The sequence below is a fragment of the Desulfohalobium retbaense DSM 5692 genome, assembly GCF_000024325.1.
Taxonomy (GTDB): domain Bacteria; phylum Desulfobacterota; class Desulfovibrionia; order Desulfovibrionales; family Desulfohalobiaceae; genus Desulfohalobium; species Desulfohalobium retbaense.
In genome coordinates this window covers 2,572,777-2,592,189 of record NC_013223.1, presented here as the reverse complement: position 1 = coordinate 2,592,189, position 19,413 = coordinate 2,572,777, and the positions used below count along the sequence as shown (strand labels likewise).

Here is a 19,413-nt window from a genome sequence, read left to right as displayed (position 1 = left end):
AGGGATGTGTATGCCGATTTATGAATATTTCTGTCAGCAGTGCCGCCGGGTGCATGAAGTGGTCACCACCCGCGCCTCAGCTGCGGCCGATGTCCCCTGTCCGGATTGCGGACACGGCGGGATGCGCCGTTTGATGTCTCGGAGCCGGGTGGTGCTCTCGGAGCAGACCCGCACGGAGCGGCTTGAAGATCCCGCTCAATGGGCCGGCCTTGATGAGGAGGACCCGGTCGCGCTGGCCCGGACCCTCAAACGTATGGGAGCCGCATTTGGGGACAGTTTCGAACCCAGGGAGGTCGACCAGGCCCTGGAGGAAAGTATGGATGCGGCCGCCTCGGCCCCAGAACCGGACGAGGGGGAGCCGGAATAGGCCGCCGGAATCGTTGGCAGGGCCGCGGAACCTCTCCCAAGGCACGTCAAGCGGTATTTGAGTGCAATCGCTTCCTGCCCCCAAGCGAAAGGCAATTGCAGGGGAAAACTCCCTTAGGCACGTGTTTCCGGCGTCTTCAGGGGGTTTTGAATGGGCTGCGAGAGAAGGTGATGTAACAGGCAGCCAGAGAGCCGGGGTGGTGTTTTGAAAGCGTTTTTACAGCGGCATCCGAAAATGGGGTCCGGCGATGAGCATGTTGTTGGGCATCGTGGTCTGGACGGCCTCCATGGTGCTGCCAAACAGCAGGTCCCGGATCACGCCGTGTCCGTAGGCACCGAGGACGAGCAGAGCGTCGTGGGGGATTTCCCAGAGGTTTTCCTGGAATTTTCCGGAGTCGTAAAAGTTCCAGGAGCGGATCTGCCTCTCCACAGTCTGGAGCAGGCCACGTTGTTCCAGGACCTGCCGGTAGTCTTCCCGGGAGCGACCCGGGCCATACGTAAAGACATCCACTGGCAACCCGGTTCGGCGTCCGACAGCGAGCCCCAGGCGCAGGGATTTGACCGCATTCTGGGAGCCGCCGAATAAGACGGTGATGTTGTTCCACGGCTTGTAGACAGCGCTGGGGATGAGCACAGGAAACCGGGAGTTGTGCAGAATTCGCCGGACCTTGGCCCCGATGTGCCCGAGACCGATTTTTGAACTCAGATCGCTGATGCTGCGAGGGCAGCACATGAATTCGTAAGAGGTGGAAAGATCGGGCAGCGTGGAGGCGGTGAACTGCTTCGGGTCGACGAAATGCGCTTCCATATCCATGTTCTCAAGCAGTTCCCGGGCGTGGCGCTGGGCTGTGCCGGGCGAGTTGAGATAGGAGCCGTCCAGATCGACCTGGACGGCATCATGCTCGAAATACATGAGAAATTTTGTCGTCGACGGGATGTAGACCTGGGGCTCCAATGAGAGTTGGTCACAGAAGTACAGTGACTCCAAGAAGGTCTCCCGGCCCAGGGGGGTATTGCGAAAAATATGGAGTAAGCGTGCGGGCATAGGTAGCTCCTTTGCACTTTGTGAGCATAGCGGGACTGTTCCGCAAGGGTCCCAGGCGGTCGTTTGGTCCGGGATACATTTATCGTCAGCCGTTTATTGTCAAGCCGAGGGCCCTGACGAGAAAGCGCACGTCCTCCGCGCTCACGGGACGAGGATTGTGGGCCGTGGAGCCTGAGGCCAGAACTTCGTTAATAAAGGGCCCGGCGTCGGAAATGGTTTTCCCTTGCAAGGGGTTGTCGAGAGTCAGGCGGTCGGCCAGGGCGCGGACAAAAGCGAGGGCATCTTTTCCCCCAAGGGCCTCTTTGGCGGTTTGCAGGCCCTTTGGCGCGGCCTCACGGTTGAATTCCAGCGCCAGGGGCAAGCACAATCCGCAGACGTGGCCGTGGGGAATGGAAAAACGGGCTCCTAACGGATGTGCCAGCCCGTGGACGACCCCGAGTCGGGAATTGGCAAAGGCCATCCCGGTCAGAAAGCTCCCCAGCAGCAGCTGTTCAGCGGCTTCGGATCCGGTGTCAGCCAGGGCTGCTTCCAGGGATTCTGCCAACAGGGCAAGGCCCTGCCCGGCCAATTGGGTGGTGAACCAGGTCGCGCCGGTGCTCATGAGCGATTCCAGGGCCTGGGTCAGGGCGTCAAATCCGGCATTGCGCATACTTTCCGCCGGCGCTCCCTTGAGACAGTCGGCGTCGAGAATCACCAGTCGGGCCAACATCTCTTGCCGTCTGAGCGCTTTTTTGACCCCTGTCAGCGGATTGGTCAGCACCGCGACCTTCGTGGCCTCAGATCCGGTCCCGGCTGTGGTCGGCACAGCGGCAAAGGGCAGGGCCGGAGTCTCGGGCGGCCCGGCGGCGTGGTAGGCAGCCGTCGGTTGAGGGGCCAAGGCCAAACCGGCGCAGGCCTTGCCCAGATCAAGGACGCTACCGCCGCCGACGGCGGCAATCCAGGTCGCGCCGTGATCGTGGGCGGCTTCGCGCAGATCGTCGACCTGCTCGACAGTGGGTTCACCCCCGGCGTGTTCCCAATACCTGACCTGCACCCCGCTCGGACAGGAGTCCTGCAGGGCCTCCAGCCCCCCGTTCTCGCGCAAAGAGGCGCCGTGGACCAGAAGTCCGTGGTTGCCCCAGGCCGTACAACGCGGCAGCAAATCGTTTTTTTCGCCCCGGCCTTGGCGGACAAGGGCCGGCAAGACGGTTTCCTGTCCCCATAGCGTCATAGGCGGCTCCTTTACCAAGCTGACCGTGAAACCCAGCGGGGGCACGGGGTTGGTTAGACAGTGCGGGTCCCGGTGACCCGAAGCACTTCCTGGACCGTGGTTTCTCCCTTCAAGGCGCGTTGTAATCCTGAATCGAGAAGGGTCGTCAATCCCTCGCGTTGGACTATGCCGCGCAGGTCTTCCACATCCGCTCCCGTCCGCATAGCCTCCTGCAACGAAGCGGTAAAGGGGAGGATCTCAAAGATCCCGATCCGTCCCAGGTACCCAGTAAAACGGCAGGCGTCGCATCCTTTGCCTTCCCAGAGCCGGGGCGGGTCATTCGCCCACTGGGAAAGTCCCCAATGCTGCAGGGTCTGCGAGGAGAGACGGTGTTCGCGTTTGCAATACGGGCAAATGCGACGCACAAGGCGTTGGGCAATGATACCCACCAAAGCGGCATTGATAAGGTATTCGGGGAGTCCGAGATCGACAAGTCGGGTCAGGCTCGAGGCGGCGTCATTGGTGTGCAGGGTGGAGAAGACGAGGTGGCCGGTGAGTGCAGCTTGCACGGCCTGTTCCGCGGTCTCCAGATCCCGCATTTCCCCGACCATGATCAGGTCCGGATCCTGGCGGAGGATGTGGCGCAACGTGGCGGCAAATCCAAAACCGATCTGCGGTTGCAGGCCAATCTGATTGAAATCGTCCATGACCATTTCTATGGGATCTTCTACGGTGACCACATTGACCAGCGGCGAACTCAGGCTGTGGAGCGCAGAATACAAGGTGGTCGATTTGCCGCTGCCGGTTGGCCCGGTCACCAGGAGCAATCCGTGGGTCCGGGCGAGAAAACGTTCAAAGAGGCTAAACTGGTCTGCGTCCATCCCCAACTGATCAGGTGCCGGCAGATCGGCGTGACTGGACAAAAGACGCAGGACCATTTTTTCGCCGAACGCCACCGGCAGGGTGGAGACCCGGACATCAGTCGGCTTGTGCTCCAGGACCAATTGGACCCGCCCGTCCTGGGGGCGCCGTTTTTCGGAGATGTCCAGGCGGCTCAGCCCTTTGATCCGGCTGACCATGGCCCGGTGAACGGTCAGCGGCAAGCGGTACAACGGGTGCAGGACACCGTCGATGCGGAATCGGACCAGGGAGTGGTCCCGTTTGGGCTCCAGGTGGATATCGCTGGCCCGCTCGCGCAGGGCCGATTGCAAGAGGTAGTCCACGGCCTGGATAATGTGTTTATGGCTGCGCTGGCCTGGGGGGCCCTTGCTGCCGACATCGACCCGCCCTTCAAGATTAGAAATATCGAGGCCGTCGCCGAATTCTTCGGACGCGGCCTGGATGGCCAGCCGAAAACGAAAGAAATCGTCGATCAGGCGGTGGATATCCGCGCGGGTGCCAAGATAGACGGTGTAGGGCAGGCCGGTGACCCGCTGCATGTCAGCCCAGAGATCGGGTTGAAAGGGGTTGAAGGCCAAAAGGGTGAGACGGCCGTCTTCGATGCGCAGAGGCACGATCTGGTGACTGCGGGCGAAGCTCTCAGAGATCGTTTTCGTGCTGACCTCAAGGTCGAGGTCGAGATAGTCGACCCGGATCAGGCTGAGGCCGAAACAGTTCCCCACTGTCTGGAGCACCACTTCTTCTGTGACCGTGCTTGGACCGGATTCGGGCAAGACGTGCCGTTGTAAACCGAGTTCCAAAAGCAGATCGAACCCGGCGGGATCCTTGCCGGAAATATGTTTGTCCTCGGCGTGGCGGCGGACCCGGGCCTCCTGCTCCTGGACGATTTCCCCGGCTTCGCGCAACAATGGCAACAGGATGTCCAGGCAATAGGTCAGGCGGCGGCGTTGCCAGATCGGGGTGTGTTGGCTCATGCTCGGTCCTGCTGGATGCGTTGGATGAGGGCGCTGGTCGAGTACCCGGCTAAAACCGGCAGACTCAGGACCTCTCCCCCGGCCTGTTCAACGATATCGCGCCCGACAATGGCTTCGACACTCCAATCCCCACCCTTGACCAGGGTGTGCGGCTGGACGGCACAGATCAATTCGTAAGGGGTGTCCTCGTCGAAGACCACGACGGCGTCGACGCAAGCAAGGCCGGCAAGGACAAAGGCGCGCGCCGCTTCGGCCACCACCGGCCGGGAGACTCCTTTGAGGCGGGCGACCGAGGCGTCGCTGTTGAGACCGACGCAAAGAAAGCTCCCGAGGGCCCGGGCGCGCTGGAGATAGTCGACATGACCGGGGTGGAGCAGGTCGAAGCACCCGTTGGTGAAAACGATGTGTTGGCCCTTCCAGTCGCTGTGGCGCAGAATACGGGCGGCTTCTCGGGAATAGAGCTTAGGATTGGGGGGAATGGTGGACATGAACGGCTCGCTGGCAAATTGGGGGAACCTGGATTTCTGGATCGCTTCCGGAATGGGGCGTGCAGACTGGGAATCGAATGTGGGTGCACAGGCGACGCCCGGTTGCCTCTCCAGGCAATGCGTGGGAAAGGGCGATGCTTTTGAGGGGCGTTGCAAGGATTTCCAGGCCGAAGCTCAATTCCGGGAGTGGGTTTGGGGCGCGATTTTTAATGGATTCATAGCATCAATCATACATTCAGCTCGGGGCGGATGCAAGCCGAGTGACCATAATGCGGGGCATCGAACTTCTTCTGGAGTGGCTGGAGGAGACCGAGCAATCCCTTTTTTTAAGGAGCAGGCGTGAGTAACGTATTTTGCAGTGTGGTGATCCCCGCCTTCCATGAGGCCGGCGGGATCAATGCCGTCTGTCGCCATGTCTTTTCCTTGCCGGCGCCAGGGGAAATAGAGGTCCTTGTCGTGGACGGCGCCCCAGAGGCGGATACGTTAAAGGCCCTGCACGTGGCAGGGGTGCGCGGAGTTCGCGCCCCGGCGGGACGGGCCCGGCAATGCAATGCCGGGGCCGGGCTGGCCAGGGCAGAGCGGTTGCTCTTTTTGCACGCGGATACGCGGCTGCCCCATCTGGGATTGTACGCCTTAGGAGAGGCGCTGGGGGGGACGGCCGAGGCGGGGGCCTTTGATCTTGGCGTGGATTCTGCGAGGCTGGGGCTTCGGGTTGTCGCGGCCGTCGCCTCGCTTCGCTCCCGATGGACGCGTGTGCCTTACGGCGACCAGGGGTTGTTTTTCCGCCGGGAAACGTTTTTTCGCTTCGGGGGGTTCCCCGAGATTGCCTTGATGGAAGATCTGGAATTGATGCGCCGTTTACGGCGGGGGAAGACACGGATCGCCATTGTGCATCCGGGCGTCCGGACCTCGCCGCGACGGTGGGAGAAAGAGGGGATCGTGCGGGGCACGCTGCGCAATTGGAGTTTGCGCTTGGCGTATTTCTGCGGTGTTTCTCCGGCGCGGCTGGCGGGTTGGTACCGTCCGCACGGTCAGTCGGAAAATTCTTGAGCAAGGCCGAATGGATTTGTGGTCCGCGAGAACGGGTCGGGGGGTCATACACAAAGCGCCGCTGTGAAAGCAGCGGCGCTTTGTGTGATGCGAATCACGTCGGCGTTTCGCACGGAAACGCGAAATCAGGCTCAGGAAAAGCCCCCGGCCGGAGCGCATCCTGTCCCCGGCTGACCGCCCGGAGAGCCGGACTGACACCGCACGGCCGACATCTGTCTCTGGATGTTCTCGCTTTGACAGGCAGGGCAGCGGACCTTGCTGTCGTCGCTGGACGGGGCCATCTCTTCGAATTCCTGTCCGCAATCGCGGCAGATATATTCAAACAAGGGCATACCTACCTCCGCAAAGGATGGTCTGAAAGTTCTTGCTCCAGGCATTCCTGGAGTTTGTCATTGATGCACTCGACCAAGAGGGTTTTCATGCTTTTGCCGGTGCAGGCCGACAAAATCTTGAGCTTGCGATGTGTATCAAGAGGCAACCGAAGGGTAAGCTGTTTTGTAGGGACTTGTTCTTTCTCCGACACCTGTCCACCTCGTTCGTTCCGGCGTTATGTGTTGGACGAAAGATACATAAAAATGTCAAAATGTCAATAGCCCTTGACATCCTTGCTGTAAGTCTATAAATATGTCTTTGTTTTCGCGGCCCACGAATCGATCCGGGGCCGAAAATCCGGCATCCGCGGCCGTTTAACGCGTGTTCTATCTATGAGTAGTCATTACGCTTTCCAGCGCAGACGACCCCACATCTCCTCACAGCATCCGGCCGCTCCGGGAGCGCTGCCCCACAGCGAGATCCTCCGGACGGATTCGTATACCACCCCTGCCTTTTTTGGGATTTTCCAGCCACTGTACCACCACCATTCAGGCTTGTGACCAGCTTGGTTCAGCAGTCCGATGGGGCAGGATTTTTTTTCCAATAATTCGTATTTTAACCATATAATTTTTAACCAAACACGGCGAGAGGTTAGCGCAGCAGACGGGTTACCGGAGAGTGATATCGCTTGACACGACTGCCGAGTTCTGCGCTTAGTCCTTAAGGAGAGCACCTTAGCGAAACGAGGGACAATATGGCTGAGACAAAGATTAAAGTTGAAAATGTGTACAAGATTTTCGGGCCCCATCCCGAACGAGGCATTGAGCCGCTCCAACAGGGCAAAGGCAAAGAAGAGGTCATGGAGGAGTACAAGCTCAGTGTTGGGGTCAACAATGTTTCCTTTGAGGTCAAGGAAGGCGAGATCCTCGTCATCATGGGCCTTTCCGGAAGTGGAAAATCGACCCTGGTCCGGTGTATCAACCGTTTGATTGAGCCCACGGCCGGTAAGATTTACGTCGGCGGGGACGAAATCACCCAGCTCGACGAGGACGGCCTGCGCAAAATGCGTTTAAAGCACTTCGGGATGGTCTTTCAGAACTTCGCCCTCTTCCCCCATCGCACCGTCCTGCAAAACGTGGGCTACGGTCTGGAAATCCAGGGCGTGGAGATGGAAGAACGCAAGCGCCGGAGCCAGGAAGCCCTGGAGCAGGTCGGCCTGAAGGGTTGGGGCGATTCCTATCCGTCCCAGCTCAGTGGCGGGATGCAGCAACGTGTCGGTCTGGCCCGCGCCCTGGCCCTGGACTCGGATATCATGCTTATGGACGAAGCTTTTTCCGCTTTGGACCCGCTGATCCGCCGGGACATGCAGGATGAGCTGATTGAGCTGCAGAGCCGGATGCAGAAGACCATTGTCTTTATCAGTCACGATCTGGACGAAGCCCTTAAACTCGGTGACCGGATCATCCTCATGAAAGACGGCTACGTGGTTCAGGAAGGCACGGCCGAGGAAATTCTGACCAAACCGGCGGATGAGTATGTGGCCAAGTTTGTTGAAGACGTCGACATGTCCAAGGTCCTCACCGCTGAAACGGTCATGAAGCACTCCGAAGCCCTGGCCAATTGGCGCACCGACGGCCCGCGGGCCGCGCTGCGGAAAATGCGCAAGGCCGGCATTTCCTCAATCTTTGTTGTGGAAGACAGCAACCATATCGTCGGCGTGGTCATGGCTGAAGAGGCCGCCAAGGCGGTTGAAAACGGTGATAAGACGCTGGAAAATATCCTCATCCGCGATGTTAAAACGGTGGCCACGGACGTGCCCGCCCATGAGCTGTTCGCTGAACTCAGCGAAATCCCCTATCCGTTGGCCGTTGTTGATGAAGAGAAGCGTCTGCGCGGCGTGATTGTCCGGGGAACGATTCTGGCGGCCCTTTCAGACCGCGGTGTGGTGGAGTAAGCTGGCGCAACCGCTGAGAGCCGCAGCAAGACCGCATCTGACTTATAGCGACGCTCCACCCAGGCGCGTCCAGACGATAACGATAAGGGAGTTCAACCCATGGCATGGAAGATACCAGTAGGTGACGTTATAGAAGCCACAATTGATTTTCTGGCTGACAACTTTTCATTTGCAACCAAGGCCTTTACCCGGGTGGTCGAGACCGGGCTCGATGTTCTCGTCGGGGGCATGGGGCTCTTGCCGCCCTGGCTGTTTATTATCTTGGCCGCCGCCTTGGCCTGGTGGCTCAGTAAACGACGTGGCATCGGCCTGTTTACCGTCCTCGGTCTCGGTCTGGTCTGGAACATGGGGCTGTGGGATCCGACCCTGAGCACCATCGCTTTGGTTCTCGTGGCCACAGCGATTGCGGTCATGATCGGGGTGCCGCTGGGTATCTTCGCCGCCTTGAACCAGACCTTCTTCCGGGTTGTGACCCCGATTCTCGACTTTATGCAGACCATGCCGGCCTTTGTGTACCTGATCCCGGCGATTCCGTTTTTCGGTCTCGGGAAGGTCGCGGCCATCTTTTCGACGGTCATTTTCGCTATGCCGCCGTCGATCCGTCTGACCTCACTTGGAATTCGCCAAGTGCCCGGTGAATTGGTTGAAGCCGCCGACGCGTTTGGCTCCACCAAGTCCCAGAAGCTGTTCAAATTGCAGCTGCCGCTGGCCACGCCGACCATTCTGGCCGGAGTCAACCAGACGATTATGCTCGCCCTGTCCATGGTTGTTATCGCGGCCATGATTGGCGCCAAAGGGCTCGGCGGTGAGGTCTGGAAGGCCATTCAGCGCCTGGAACCCGGGCGCGGCTTTGAGGCCGGTATCGGCATCGTGATCGTCGCCATTATTCTGGACCGCATCATGCAGCAGGTCGGCGGCGGGAACAAAAGACGGGAGTAATACCCTTTTGGCGCAAACGCCCTCGCGCCGCGAGGGCGTGTTTCTCGCATACCCACCCCAAACCTAAGGAGGATTACCGTGAGAAAGCTGACGCTTATCGCTTTGGTACTGAGTGCTTTCATTCTGGCTGGAGTAAGCACTGCCATGGCCAAGGACACCGTGGAACTGGCCTATGTGGAATGGTCGTCCGAGGTCGCTTCGACCAATGTGGTCCAAGCTGTTTTGCAGGAAAAAATGGGTTATGAATGTGAAATCACGCCGGTAAGTGGTGCCGCCATGTGGCAGGCGACTGCCACAGGTGACGTGGACGGACTGGTAGCCGCCTGGCTGCCCACCACCCACGGCCATTACCTGGAAAAGGTCAAGGACGAGGTTGTCGATCTCGGTCCCAACCTCGAAGGCACCCGTATCGGTCTTGTTGTGCCTGAGTATGTGAGCATCGATTCTATCGATCAAATCAACGAGTATGCCGAGAAGTTCGACGAGCAGATCATCGGGATCGATCCCGGTGCGGGCATCATGTCGGCTACTGAAGAGGCGGTCGAAGAATACAACATGGACAACATCGAACTCATGGAAGGCAGCGGCGCGACCATGACCGCGGTTTTGAAAAACCGTATCGAAGACAAAGAATGGGTCGTGGTCACCGGCTGGACGCCGCACTGGAAGTTCGCCAAGTGGGATCTCAAGTACTTGAACGACCCCAAGGGCGTCTATGGCGGCGAAGAGTTCATTTCGACCATCGTCCGCCAGGGGCTGAAAGAAGATATGCCTGAAGTCTACGAATTTCTGGACAACTTCTACTGGGCTCCCGAAGACATGGCCGAAGTCATGGTCTGGAACCAGGACGGCATGGATCCCTACGAATCCGCCAAGAAGTGGATCAGTGAGAATCCTGAAAAAGTCGAGAAGTGGCTGCCCTAGGGCGTCGCTTCATTGACACCTTTCTGGGCCGCTTTCCGTTAAGGGAGGCGGCCCTTTTTGTCGTTGGCGGTCGGCGTCTCGCATGCTGCCTCTGGGTGCCCACTGGGTTGCGGGGGCGCACTGAGGGCAGTGGGGATGTATCCTGCTTCCTGGCGAACAAAGGAGCACGAGAGATCCATGTTGGATAAAGCGACGTTTGTGTCTGTTTTTTTGCAGAAGCTGGCCAAATTGCCGGTTGGCCATTGTCTCGATGTCCGGACCTACAAGCGAAATCGTTCGGTTGTCTTTCGTAAGGAAACGTCGGAGCGGTATTTCGTGCGTCAGGACGGGTTTTTTGTCGATACCCTGGAAATTGAGCACAGTGAAATGCGCAAATTTTTGAAAAAGGTCCTCAAACAGGAATTTCCCCGCAGTACCAAGATCCGGGTCTACGACCTGGGCCCCTGCGATGTGCACCAGGCGCAACACATGGGGCGAAAGAAGGTCTGAGTGACCAGGTGGTCGAAAAGAACGCACCTGAGCGGGGCTTGTGACACGCATTATGAAGACAGAGCTGTCAAGTGGGTTTGAGGCAATGGTATAATGCTTGCCGGACCGTCTGTTCCTGTTCGGCAGCGGTGAGTTTTTCTCCCCATTGGTCCCGGACATAGAAGGTGTCTGTGACATGGTGGCTGACGGTGTGCACCGAGGCCCAGGCGACTTCCAATTTGAGCTCCTCCAGGGCGTGGACGATACGGTAGAGCAGCCCCGCCTGATCCGGGGCCGCGATTTCAATGACCGTGAAAAAATCAGAGCCCGCATTGTCGAGGCGAAGTTGGACCGCACAGCCAGGGGGAGTCTCAAATCTGGGCACCACCCGGGCGAGCTGGTATTCGAGCGCCAGCCTGGCGGAAAAGACCGCTTCCAGGTCTGACCGGACCCGTTGCCAATACTTCTCCGGGTACAACGGATCCGGAGGTTCGTCGGTGTGCAGGGAAACGACGATAGTCCCGTCCAACCAGCGGTGCAGCGTCCCGGACCGGATATTGACCTGATGCCGGGTCAGCACGCCGGCCAGGGCCGAGAAAAGCCGATCCTCCTTGAGGCACAGGGCGTCGATGCGCCATCCGTCCACTCCCTGCCTGCGCCAGGCTCGCACAACAGGGCCCCGCAGGGCCTTTTCAGTGGCGGCACGGTACATGTCCAGGTGTTCGAGAACATTGTCGATATCGTGCTGCAGAAGGTAGCGCGAGCCCAGACGTTGCAGGAGGGTTTCCTTGTGTTCCGCCGAGCACGGCCATGGCATCCGGGATCGGAGCTGGTCGCGGATGCGGCTGAGGCGGCGGGCATGGTGCCCGTCGGCGAATTCGCCGCTGGCGAGCAGGCGACTGGTCTTGGTCACCAGTTCATTGATCAGACTGGCGACCCATGGAGTCCAACCGGCGGAGCCACTGGCCCGGCTGTCGGCCCAGGTCAGCAGAAGCAGGGCGTGCAGGGTCGCTGGATGCCCGACCTGGTTGGCGAAGGCCAGCACGGTTTCCTCTTCTTGGAGGTCCCGGCGGGTGGCGGTGGTGGAAAGGAGGAGGTGGTTTTCAATCAAAAAGCGAAGCAGCCGTTTCTCTTTCTCTGTCAAGGCAAAAAGGTCCAGGAAAGGTTGAAAAAGACGGGCACCGGCATGGGCATGATCGGAACGTCCTTTGCCAATGTCATGGACCAGCGCGGCGAGTCTGAGAACGGGGGTTTTGGCAAGGGTTTCATACCCTGGATCGCCGAACACAGTCGCCTCGCCGCGGCTGAGTTCGGCCAATGCCCCCACGCTGTGCAGGCTGTGCCACCCCGTGGGATAGCGATGGCTCCCATCCAGGGCAAAGGTGTGGGCCGCTTGTGCCCACGGGGGGACAATGGCCGCGAGAAAGCCGGTTTCGTGGAGTATTTCCAACAGCGGCAGCGGGTCGGGATCCTGCAGGCAGGCCAATACGATGTCCGCCCCATCTCGGCGCTGCTTTGCGGTTTGCGGGGGGTCACGCCGTAAGGTCTCCTGGGTCTGCCAGCTTGGCAGACGTTTTGTGGCCAGGTCTGCCTTCAGCAATTCCAGCCCGCCGCCGGTCAATGTGGCCGAAGCGGCGCAGGGGAATTGATCGGCGGCGTGAAGCACCAGATGGTTGGTGTAGCGTTTGAGGCGTGCGGCATGGTCCTGAAAGCGGGCATAGAAGCGCTCCACTGGCGAATTTCCCTCTTGGATGTCGTTTCCGGCCAGGGCCTCGGCCACCGGGGGAATAAGATCCAGCGGAATTGTGTCTCGGGGGCGGCCGTCACACAGGGTGACGGCGTTGCGGGCGGCCAGGAGAAAGTCGCGCCCTTCAATGATGGCCGGAGGCAGGGCTATCTCGGAGTCCTCGAAGAGCAGACCGGTCCAGTGGCAGAGGTGGTAATCGCGCAATCCACCGAGGCCGTATTTGCAATCCGGTTCGAGTTCCTGGCTGGCGTCTCCATGCAGGGCGGCACGTTCGAGGCGCTGGGTCCGCAGCCATTCAAACACCTCCCGGCCCCTTCGCCGGGTGAAGGCCAGGAGGTGGGTGTCGAGTTCTCTGGCCAGTGCCTCGCGACCGGCGACATACCGCCTGTCGAGCAGGGCGGCGAAGACGCTGGGATCGCTGGAGGCCCAAGCCAGACATTCTTCCAGGGTTCGCACCGCATGGCCGACGTCGAGCTTCGCGTCCCAGAGAGGATGAAGGAGTGGCCCGGCGATTTCGGCGGCTTTGGGGGAGTCCGGCGGACAGAGCAAGAGGATGTCGATGTCCGAGGCCAGACCGAGTTCCCTGCGGCCATATCCCCCTACGGCGAGCACGGCAGTCGTGGTGCCGGGGAAGATCGAAGCGATGCGGGCCTCGAAGTACCCGTCGATCCAGGCTGAAAGTTCGCGACAAAAGGCCGGAGCACGGCTCGGATCCGTGGCTCCGGCCCTTCGAGCGCGAGCAGCGTCAAATTGGGCCAAGCAGGCCCGGGAAGGGGCGTCGAGGTCGGGGATGTCCATAGCTGTCCGGATCAGAGAGCTTCTGCGCCGCTTTCTCCTGTGCGGATTCGCACGGCGTTATCCACAGGGGAGATGAAGATCTTGCCGTCACCAACCTTGCCGGTGCGGGCCCCTTCCTGGACAGTGGAGACGATCTCCTCGACCAGGCCGTCATCGACGACGATTTCGATCTTGACCTTGGCCACGAAATCGACCTGGTATTCAGCTCCCCGGTAGATCTCCTTGTGGCCGCGCTGACGACCAAACCCCTTGACCTCGGTGACGGTCATGCCCTGGATGCCGAGCTTGGTCAGACGCTGCTTGACCTCATCGAGTTTAAACGGTCTGGTAATGATCTCTATTTTGCGCATATATCCTCCAGTGCGAGTGCCTGTTGTCTGTTCGGGCAGGCCGGCATAGCCGGTCTACCACTGGTACCCTGTTTCGCTGTGCTGGCTGATGTCCAGACCCTGTTCCTCCTCTTCAGGGGAAACACGCAGTCCGACCAGCCTATCCGTGATTTTCAGCAGGATCCAGGTCAGGGCAAAGGCGAAGACGCAGGTAGCGACAACCGAAATCAACTGGATCCAGAATTGGGAAAAATTGCCAAAAAACAGACCGTTCGCTCCGCCAGGATTGACGCTCAGACGGGCGAAGAGGCCGGTTGCCAGCGCACCCCAGACGCCCCCGGCGCCGTGGATGCCGACGACATCAAGGGAATCGTCGTACCCGAAGGCTTTTTTCAGCAACACGGTGCCGTAGCAGGCCATGCCGCCGACAAAGCCAATGATCAGGGCGCCGATGGGACCGACGAAGCCCGCTGCCGGAGTAATGGCCACCAGTCCGGCGATGGCTCCGGAGACGGCGCCAAGTGTGGTTGGTTTGCCGGCGTGCCGGGTTTCGACCACCAGCCAGCCAAGCACCGCCGCGGCCGTAGCAATATGGGTGGTCACAAAGGCGTGGGCGGCGAGACCGTCCGCAGCCAGAGCGCTCCCGGCATTGAAACCGAACCAGCCGAACCAAAGCAATGCCGCCCCGGTGATGGTCATGGGCAGATTGTGGGGAATGAACGACCGGGTCCCATAGCCTTTTCGGGGACCAAGAAAGAGACAGGCCGCCAGTGCTGCGCTGCCTGAACTCATGTGCACCACAGCGCCGCCAGCAAAGTCCAGGGCGCCCATGGCACCCATCCATCCGCCGCCCCAGACCCAATGGCACAACGGGCTGTAGACAAACGTGGACCACAAAATTGTAAAGACGAGAAAACCCTTGAAGCGCATCCGCTCGGCAAAGGCGCCGCTGATCAGGGCCGGGGTGATGATGGCGAACATGCATTGGAAAATCATGAACGCCAGGTGGGGAATGTTGCCGGCCAGATCCGGGTTGGGCTCCATGCCCACATTGCGCAGGCCCAGAAAATCAAATCCGCCGATGAGCATGAAAATGTCCGAACCAAAGGCCAGGGAATAGCCCCACACAATCCAGACCACGGTGACCACGGCCAGGGCGATAAAGCTCTGCATCAGGGTCCCGAGGACGTTTTTGGAGCGGGTCATGCCCGCGTAGAACAGGGCCAGCCCTGGGGTCATGAGCATGACCAGGGCGGCACAAATGAGAATAAAACCGGTGTCAGCAGGACTCATAGATATACCTCCTTCAGTGTGTTCGAATACACGGAGGCAAGAGAGGTGCCAAAACCGGATTTTGGCTGGAAATCCCTCGCATTTGGAAGGACCCTGGCCCAGGGCGAGCGGTTTTTTTGTCAAAAATGGCATTTGACTTTTCGGGTGGATGCGGTCTTGGACAAATTTGTTACAACTTGTTTCGCGGAGAACGAGCTTCGAGGATCAAACAGACAATTATGCCGCCACCCGGCTTGCGAGCCACTGGGGGCGAGTCAAGGAGACGCTATGGCTGAGATGTGTTTTACCTCCATCGGGACCGTCCGCTCGCCGCATACGAGCCGCGAGGGGGCGCCTATTCAGCCTACCGGGGCCCAGGGGGTCCGGGGGCACATCGATATCAATCCCGAATTCCAAGCGGGTGTTAAGGATTTGGACGGATTTTCCCACATTTTTGTCCTCTACCATTGCCACTTAAGCCAAGGCTATGACCTGGAGGTGGTTCCATTCATGGATACCGAGGTTCACGGCGTTTTTGCCACCCGTGCCCCCCGCCGGCCCAACCCGATCGGTCTTTCCGTGGTGCGACTCCTGGCGGTTTATTCAGGGCGCCTGGACCTCGCCGATGTCGATCTGCTTGACGGCACTCCAGTGCTCGATATCAAGCCGTTTGTCCCGGATTTTGACGTCCCGGCCGGGGAGGTGCGCACCGGTTGGCTGGCCCAAAACGCTGAAAAGGCCGAAACCCTGACCGCTGACGACCGCTTTACCTCGCGGGATTATGGCGAATAGGGTCTGATGAGGACCGGTATTCCGGGCCGCTTCGGGCGACCGGAGCTGTCCCACGAACCATGCCCCGCAATGGTGCACGGCGTGTTAGCAAACCGGGCAGGGGCTGGAAAATTTTGCGGGGACAATCCCAGGGAGGACGAGATGGGCCTACAGAAAGGGAAACAGCTGTGCCGGATGGTCTGGGCCGGGAGTGTGTGTTTGGTTGTCCTGGGACTGTTTCCCGGGGTGGCAATGGCATTGACGGTCAACGCCCCTCAGGAGGTGCCGCTTGGAAAGCCGTTTCGGATCCAGATTACCGCTGAGGCCGGCCTGTCGGAAATCGGCGTGCACTGGCTTGGTTCTGTCCTGCACTTGCCGGTGGGGGGTGGTGAAAAGGCGGAGTCATTCGAGTGCCTGTTGGGCTCCGACGTCAAATCGGCCTCAGCCGGAGAGTATGCGCTCGAAGTTCGGGCCAGGCGGGGCGGACAAGAGGTGGTTGTGCGCCGGTGGGTACGTCTGGCGGAGGCTGCATACCCCTTGCAGCGGCTCTCGCTGCCGTCCTCCCAGGTCGACCTGAGTCAGTCGGCCTTGGACCGCCATTACCGGGAAAAGGCCCGCGTTATGCGTGCCCTCTCACGGAGTTCCCCGGCCAAGCACTGGCGTTTGCCGCTCAAGCGCCCGGTGCCCCAGGCGGTGGGCTCGGTCTACGGCTTGCGCCGGGAGATCAACGGGCAGCCGCGATCGCCCCATCGCGGAGTGGACTTCCGGGCGCCGGCCGGCACGCCGGTTCGCAGTGTCGCTGCAGGGCGGGTGGCCCTGGTCGGCGACCATTTTTTTGCCGGAAAAAGTGTTTATGTCGATCACGGCTGGGGCATGGTCAGCATGTATTTCCATCTTCGCGGGGCCAGGGTTCAGGAGGGCGAACGCGTTGGTCGGGGAGCGGTGTTGGGCCGGTGCGGCGCCACGGGCCGGGTGACCGGGGCCCATCTCCATTTCGGGCTCAGTCTGCTTGGCCAATTGGTGGACCCGTTGCCCCTTTTGAACGTTTCAAGCGGGCAGTAAGTGGGAGTTGGGGACAGGCGTCAAACGGGCCGCTTCCGCACAGGAAGCGGCCCGTTTGCAATACGGTCGGGTAGTGGAGTTACTCCTGAAAGAGGTCCTCGTAGCGTGCATACCCTTCGCTTGCCAGATCGTCGGCCGGGATGAACCGCAGGGCGGCGGAATTGATGCAATAGCGCAGTCCCGTGGGTTCGGGGCCGTCCGCAAAGACATGGCCCAGATGGGAATCTCCCTGGCGCGAACGGACTTCGGTGCGGACCATGAATAGTTTGCGGTCTTCGCGCTCGATGATGTTCTCCGGTTCCAGAGGTTTGGTGAAGCTTGGCCAGCCGGTGCCGGAATCAAATTTGTCGGTGGAAGAGAAAAGCGGTTCGCCGGAAACCACATCAACGTAGATGCCGGGCTGCTTATTGTTCCAATAGGCGTTGTCAAAGGCGGGCTCGGTGCCGTCATTCTGGGTGACCTCGAATTGGATCGGGCTCAGACGGCTTTGCAAGTCCTCGCGGGAGGAGTTGTCAGCGGATCGGGGGCCTTTGTTCGCCGAATCCTGGTTCTTTGGCCAATGGCTTTCCAGAAACCGATCCCGGCCGGAAAAGAAGCGGTAGGTTGTATACCGTACGGCATGGGTCTGGTAATAGTCCTGATGGTACTCCTCGGCAGGGAAAAATCCGGTGAAGGGCTCAATGGCCGTGACCACCGGGGCGTCGAAACGGCCGGAGGCGTCCAGGCGGGCTTTGGAGTCTTCCGCGGCCTGGCGTTCGTCCTCGTTTTGATAATACACCGCCGAGGTATACTGGTGACCGCGGTCGCCAAACGACCCCCCGGGATCGGTGGGGTCGATGCTGCGCCAAAAGTGATCCAGAAGCGTTGTATACGACACAATTTCGGGGTCGTAGATAACCTTGACGCTCTCGCGGTGCCCGGTCTGTCCGGAGGCGACCTCTTCGTAGCTCGGGTCGGGCTCCTCGCCACCACTATAGCCGGAAACCACCTCCTTGACGCCTGGGCGCTTTTCCAGGTCGGCTTCGACGCACCAGAAGCACCCGCCAGCGAAATAGGCCGTGGCCGAGTTCTTGGAGGCGTGCAGCTGGCCCGCTCCGGCTATAATCAACACAAAAGCAAAAAGAAGCGTCTTCATACAGGGACCCTCCATTCGTTTTTTTTGAGCATATAGTGCAATTAAGGCGCAAAACGGGGATGGCAAGAGTTCAATCGCCGGTGGCCGGACAGCAGAGACATAGAGAGGAGTAAAACCACGGTGAACGGCCTTGCGAGTTCCGGCTCGTCCAGGCACAACCATCCCGAACCGGTCCGCATACGGCCGGTATCCGTTTTTTCTCGGCCGGGTTGGCCGGCAGTGACATCCGCTCAAGGAGCCGCGTCGATGCGTCAATTGTTCAAAAAGGGAATTTCCGGAAAGGATGTCTGGCGGTTTTGCGCCCGTCAGACCATGATCGCCCTGGGGGCAACCCTGGTCGCTTTTGGCTTCAGCCTGTTTCAGGTCCCTGTGGATTTGGCAGCGGGCGGGGTCAGCGGTCTGGCGATCGTTTTGAACCGCTTCACAGGCTGGTCCGAAGGCACCCAGATCCTGGCCATGAATGTCCCCCTGCTTGTCCTGGGGTATTTCTATCTGGGACGGATGCGTTTTCTTGTCTCGACCGTGCTCGCTGTGCTCGTGTTCTCCATGGCGACCAATATTTTCACCGAGTGGTTGCCCACAGCCCTGGAAACGTATCCCGTTACCGAAGATTTGTTGCTCAATGCCCTCTACGCCGGGATTGTATTCGGTCTGGGTACGGGGATCATTTTCCGGGCCGGCGGGAGTATCGGAGGCACCAGCATCCCGGGGCGCATACTGCAGATCAAGACCGGTTTCCCTCTTGGCCAATCTTACCTGTTCACCGACGGGGCCATCATTTTCCTTGCCGGCCTGGTCTTTGGCTGGGAACTTGCCTTACTGGCGCTTATCTCGCTGTTTTTTTCGGGGTTTGCTTCTGATTTCGTCCTGGAAGGGACAAGCCACGTCAGAACGGCCCTGATCATCACCGACGCCCCGCAGGAATTGCGGCGGGCGCTCATGCACGGATTGGACCGCGGCGTGACCCAGTGGACGGTGACCGGCGGGTACACCGACGCCGCCCACACCATGCTCTATTGTACAGTGAGCCGCTCTCAGGTGCGGGCGCTCAAGGATGTGGTCGCAGATGCGGATCCCAACGCCTTCGTGGTTATCGGCGTCGCCCAGCAGGCCTTTGGTTCCGGGTTTCGGATGCTGCGCCGTGGCCGCTCTTTAGCCTGAAGGCAGCCAGCACCTCGAGCGGGAAACGGATTGACAGGAGCGGTAGGGTTTATTAATTGAACAATTGATCAAGCGTTGCAATAAAAAAACAGGGCGGCTCATGAGCAAAGACAAGCAGACCGAATGCGAAGTATTCCAGGAACACCCGGAGACCATCAAGACTGTGGCCGCCGCAATGGTCGGCGCCGCTGAACTCGGTGAGGTGGCGGAGTTGTTCAAGGTTCTGGGCGACGCGACCCGGGTCAAGATTTTGTATTCACTCAGCCAGGCCGAATTGTGCGTCTGCGATCTCAGTCGTGTTCTGGGAATGAGTGTTTCTGCGGTCTCGCATCAACTCCGGGTCCTCAGGGCGGCTCGGCTGGTGGCCTATCGCAAGGAAGGCAAGATGGCTTTTTACCGTCTCAACGACGACCATGTGCGGACGCTGTTTCAGCAGGCCCTGGACCATGTGCGTGAATAATGGACCATGTGCGTGAATAAGTCGTGCTCGAGAGCGTCGGCAGGCCGTCAAGCCGGCTGACCTATTTGA

19 protein-coding genes are annotated in these 19,413 nt (G+C 59.7%); 10 read left to right on the top strand and 9 right to left on the bottom strand.

The genetic code is table 11. From position 1 onward, the window contains the following. Positions 1–10 precede the first annotated feature (10 nt). Positions 11–367, top strand: a complete 357-nt coding sequence (locus DRET_RS11430) for an FmdB family zinc ribbon protein (protein ID WP_015752706.1) — start codon at positions 11–13, stop codon at positions 365–367. A 216-nt stretch (positions 368–583) separates the two neighbouring features. Here DRET_RS11430 and DRET_RS11425 read toward each other — a convergent pair whose 3' ends face one another. From DRET_RS11425 to rfaE2, 4 genes are all read right to left on the bottom strand, one after another. Continuing rightward, positions 584–1,411, bottom strand: a complete 828-nt coding sequence (locus DRET_RS11425; RefSeq protein WP_015752705.1) for a universal stress protein — start codon at positions 1,409–1,411, stop codon at positions 584–586. A gap of 85 nt (positions 1,412–1,496) precedes the next feature. Then, entirely contained in the window at positions 1,497–2,621 is a 1,125-nt protein-coding gene (locus DRET_RS11420; protein ID WP_015752704.1) for an iron-containing alcohol dehydrogenase family protein, read from the bottom strand. A gap of 53 nt (positions 2,622–2,674) precedes the next feature. Beyond that, positions 2,675–4,474, bottom strand: a complete 1,800-nt coding sequence (locus DRET_RS11415; RefSeq protein WP_015752703.1) for a GspE/PulE family protein — start codon at positions 4,472–4,474, stop codon at positions 2,675–2,677. Next, positions 4,471–4,962, bottom strand: coding sequence for a D-glycero-beta-D-manno-heptose 1-phosphate adenylyltransferase (gene rfaE2, locus DRET_RS11410; RefSeq protein WP_015752702.1), 492 nt, complete (start codon positions 4,960–4,962; stop codon positions 4,471–4,473). The genes DRET_RS11415 and rfaE2 overlap by 4 nt, the downstream gene beginning before the upstream one ends. A 339-nt stretch (positions 4,963–5,301) precedes the next feature. Here rfaE2 and DRET_RS11400 point away from each other — a divergent pair, with 339 nt between their 5' ends. After that, complete coding sequence (locus DRET_RS11400; protein ID WP_015752701.1) at positions 5,302–6,012, top strand: TIGR04283 family arsenosugar biosynthesis glycosyltransferase; 711 nt, start codon at positions 5,302–5,304, stop codon at positions 6,010–6,012. Positions 6,013–6,143: 131 nt separating this feature from the next. On the opposite strand, the gene DRET_RS11395 is transcribed toward DRET_RS11400, so the two are convergent. Further along, positions 6,144–6,344, bottom strand: coding sequence for an FmdB family zinc ribbon protein (locus DRET_RS11395; RefSeq protein ID WP_015752700.1), 201 nt, complete (start codon positions 6,342–6,344; stop codon positions 6,144–6,146). Between the two features lie 734 nt (positions 6,345–7,078). Here DRET_RS11395 and DRET_RS11385 point away from each other — a divergent pair. The 4 genes from DRET_RS11385 to DRET_RS11370 all read left to right on the top strand — a co-directional run bounded on the left by DRET_RS11385 (position 7,079) and on the right by DRET_RS11370 (position 10,630). Next, entirely contained in the window at positions 7,079–8,278 is a 1,200-nt protein-coding gene (locus DRET_RS11385) for a quaternary amine ABC transporter ATP-binding protein (protein WP_015752698.1), read from the top strand. Between the two features lie 99 nt (positions 8,279–8,377). Beyond that, complete coding sequence (locus DRET_RS11380; protein WP_015752697.1) at positions 8,378–9,217, top strand: ABC transporter permease; 840 nt, start codon at positions 8,378–8,380, stop codon at positions 9,215–9,217. Between the two features lie 78 nt (positions 9,218–9,295). Continuing rightward, positions 9,296–10,141, top strand: a complete 846-nt coding sequence (locus tag DRET_RS11375) for a glycine betaine ABC transporter substrate-binding protein (protein ID WP_015752696.1) — start codon at positions 9,296–9,298, stop codon at positions 10,139–10,141. 177 nt (positions 10,142–10,318) lie between these two features. Next, positions 10,319–10,630, top strand: coding sequence for a hypothetical protein (locus DRET_RS11370; RefSeq protein ID WP_015752695.1), 312 nt, complete (start codon positions 10,319–10,321; stop codon positions 10,628–10,630). A 67-nt stretch (positions 10,631–10,697) separates the two neighbouring features. Here DRET_RS11370 and DRET_RS11365 read toward each other — a convergent pair whose 3' ends face one another. From DRET_RS11365 to DRET_RS11355, 3 genes are read right to left on the bottom strand one after another with little or no spacing between them, the layout of a single operon-like run. Further along, positions 10,698–13,154 carry a [protein-PII] uridylyltransferase family protein gene (locus tag DRET_RS11365; protein ID WP_015752694.1) on the bottom strand — a complete coding sequence of 819 codons (2,457 nt, stop codon included), beginning with the start codon at positions 13,152–13,154 and terminating at the stop codon, positions 10,698–10,700. An 11-nt stretch (positions 13,155–13,165) separates the two neighbouring features. Next, the gene (locus DRET_RS11360; RefSeq protein WP_015752693.1) at positions 13,166–13,504 is read right to left on the bottom strand and encodes a P-II family nitrogen regulator; all 339 of its coding nucleotides are present in this window, start codon (positions 13,502–13,504) and stop codon (positions 13,166–13,168) included. Positions 13,505–13,558: 54 nt separating this feature from the next. Then, positions 13,559–14,776: an ammonium transporter gene (locus DRET_RS11355; protein ID WP_015752692.1), complete on the bottom strand. Its 1,218-nt coding sequence runs from the start codon at positions 14,774–14,776 to the stop codon at positions 13,559–13,561. A 267-nt stretch (positions 14,777–15,043) separates the two neighbouring features. Between DRET_RS11355 and tsaA the strand changes: the two genes are divergently transcribed. Both tsaA and DRET_RS11345 read left to right on the top strand, forming a co-directional pair. Next, positions 15,044–15,547, top strand: coding sequence for a tRNA (N6-threonylcarbamoyladenosine(37)-N6)-methyltransferase TrmO (tsaA, locus tag DRET_RS11350; RefSeq protein ID WP_015752691.1), 504 nt, complete (start codon positions 15,044–15,046; stop codon positions 15,545–15,547). Between the two features lie 141 nt (positions 15,548–15,688). Continuing rightward, positions 15,689–16,588: a M23 family metallopeptidase gene (locus DRET_RS11345; protein ID WP_015752690.1), complete on the top strand. Its 900-nt coding sequence runs from the start codon at positions 15,689–15,691 to the stop codon at positions 16,586–16,588. 79 nt (positions 16,589–16,667) lie between these two features. Here DRET_RS11345 and msrB read toward each other — a convergent pair whose 3' ends face one another. After that, positions 16,668–17,723 carry a peptide-methionine (R)-S-oxide reductase MsrB gene (msrB, locus tag DRET_RS11340; RefSeq protein WP_015752689.1) on the bottom strand — a complete coding sequence of 352 codons (1,056 nt, stop codon included), beginning with the start codon at positions 17,721–17,723 and terminating at the stop codon, positions 16,668–16,670. A 246-nt stretch (positions 17,724–17,969) separates the two neighbouring features. On the opposite strand from msrB, the gene DRET_RS11335 reads away from it, so the two are divergent. Beyond that, entirely contained in the window at positions 17,970–18,884 is a 915-nt protein-coding gene (locus DRET_RS11335; RefSeq protein WP_015752688.1) for a YitT family protein, read from the top strand. A 100-nt stretch (positions 18,885–18,984) separates the two neighbouring features. Continuing rightward, complete coding sequence (locus DRET_RS11330; RefSeq protein WP_015752687.1) at positions 18,985–19,344, top strand: ArsR/SmtB family transcription factor; 360 nt, start codon at positions 18,985–18,987, stop codon at positions 19,342–19,344. Positions 19,345–19,413: the final 69 nt, after the last annotated feature.

Coding starts and splice junctions, on each gene's coding strand:
- DRET_RS11365 (WP_015752694.1), bottom strand. CDS start 13,154: ATGGACATCCCCGACCTCGACGCCCCTTCCCGGGCCTGCTTGGCCCAA.
- DRET_RS11345 (WP_015752690.1), top strand. CDS start 15,689: ATGGGCCTACAGAAAGGGAAACAGCTGTGCCGGATGGTCTGGGCCGGG.
- DRET_RS11425 (WP_015752705.1), bottom strand. CDS start 1,411: ATGCCCGCACGCTTACTCCATATTTTTCGCAATACCCCCCTGGGCCGG.
- DRET_RS11430 (WP_015752706.1), top strand. CDS start 11: ATGCCGATTTATGAATATTTCTGTCAGCAGTGCCGCCGGGTGCATGAA.
- tsaA (WP_015752691.1), top strand. CDS start 15,044: ATGGCTGAGATGTGTTTTACCTCCATCGGGACCGTCCGCTCGCCGCAT.
- DRET_RS11395 (WP_015752700.1), bottom strand. CDS start 6,344: ATGCCCTTGTTTGAATATATCTGCCGCGATTGCGGACAGGAATTCGAA.
- DRET_RS11385 (WP_015752698.1), top strand. CDS start 7,079: ATGGCTGAGACAAAGATTAAAGTTGAAAATGTGTACAAGATTTTCGGG.
- DRET_RS11370 (WP_015752695.1), top strand. CDS start 10,319: ATGTTGGATAAAGCGACGTTTGTGTCTGTTTTTTTGCAGAAGCTGGCC.
- msrB (WP_015752689.1), bottom strand. CDS start 17,723: ATGAAGACGCTTCTTTTTGCTTTTGTGTTGATTATAGCCGGAGCGGGC.
- DRET_RS11380 (WP_015752697.1), top strand. CDS start 8,378: ATGGCATGGAAGATACCAGTAGGTGACGTTATAGAAGCCACAATTGAT.
- DRET_RS11420 (WP_015752704.1), bottom strand. CDS start 2,621: ATGACGCTATGGGGACAGGAAACCGTCTTGCCGGCCCTTGTCCGCCAA.
- DRET_RS11335 (WP_015752688.1), top strand. CDS start 17,970: ATGCGTCAATTGTTCAAAAAGGGAATTTCCGGAAAGGATGTCTGGCGG.
- rfaE2 (WP_015752702.1), bottom strand. CDS start 4,962: ATGTCCACCATTCCCCCCAATCCTAAGCTCTATTCCCGAGAAGCCGCC.
- DRET_RS11360 (WP_015752693.1), bottom strand. CDS start 13,504: ATGCGCAAAATAGAGATCATTACCAGACCGTTTAAACTCGATGAGGTC.
- DRET_RS11355 (WP_015752692.1), bottom strand. CDS start 14,776: ATGAGTCCTGCTGACACCGGTTTTATTCTCATTTGTGCCGCCCTGGTC.
- DRET_RS11330 (WP_015752687.1), top strand. CDS start 18,985: ATGAGCAAAGACAAGCAGACCGAATGCGAAGTATTCCAGGAACACCCG.
- DRET_RS11415 (WP_015752703.1), bottom strand. CDS start 4,474: ATGAGCCAACACACCCCGATCTGGCAACGCCGCCGCCTGACCTATTGC.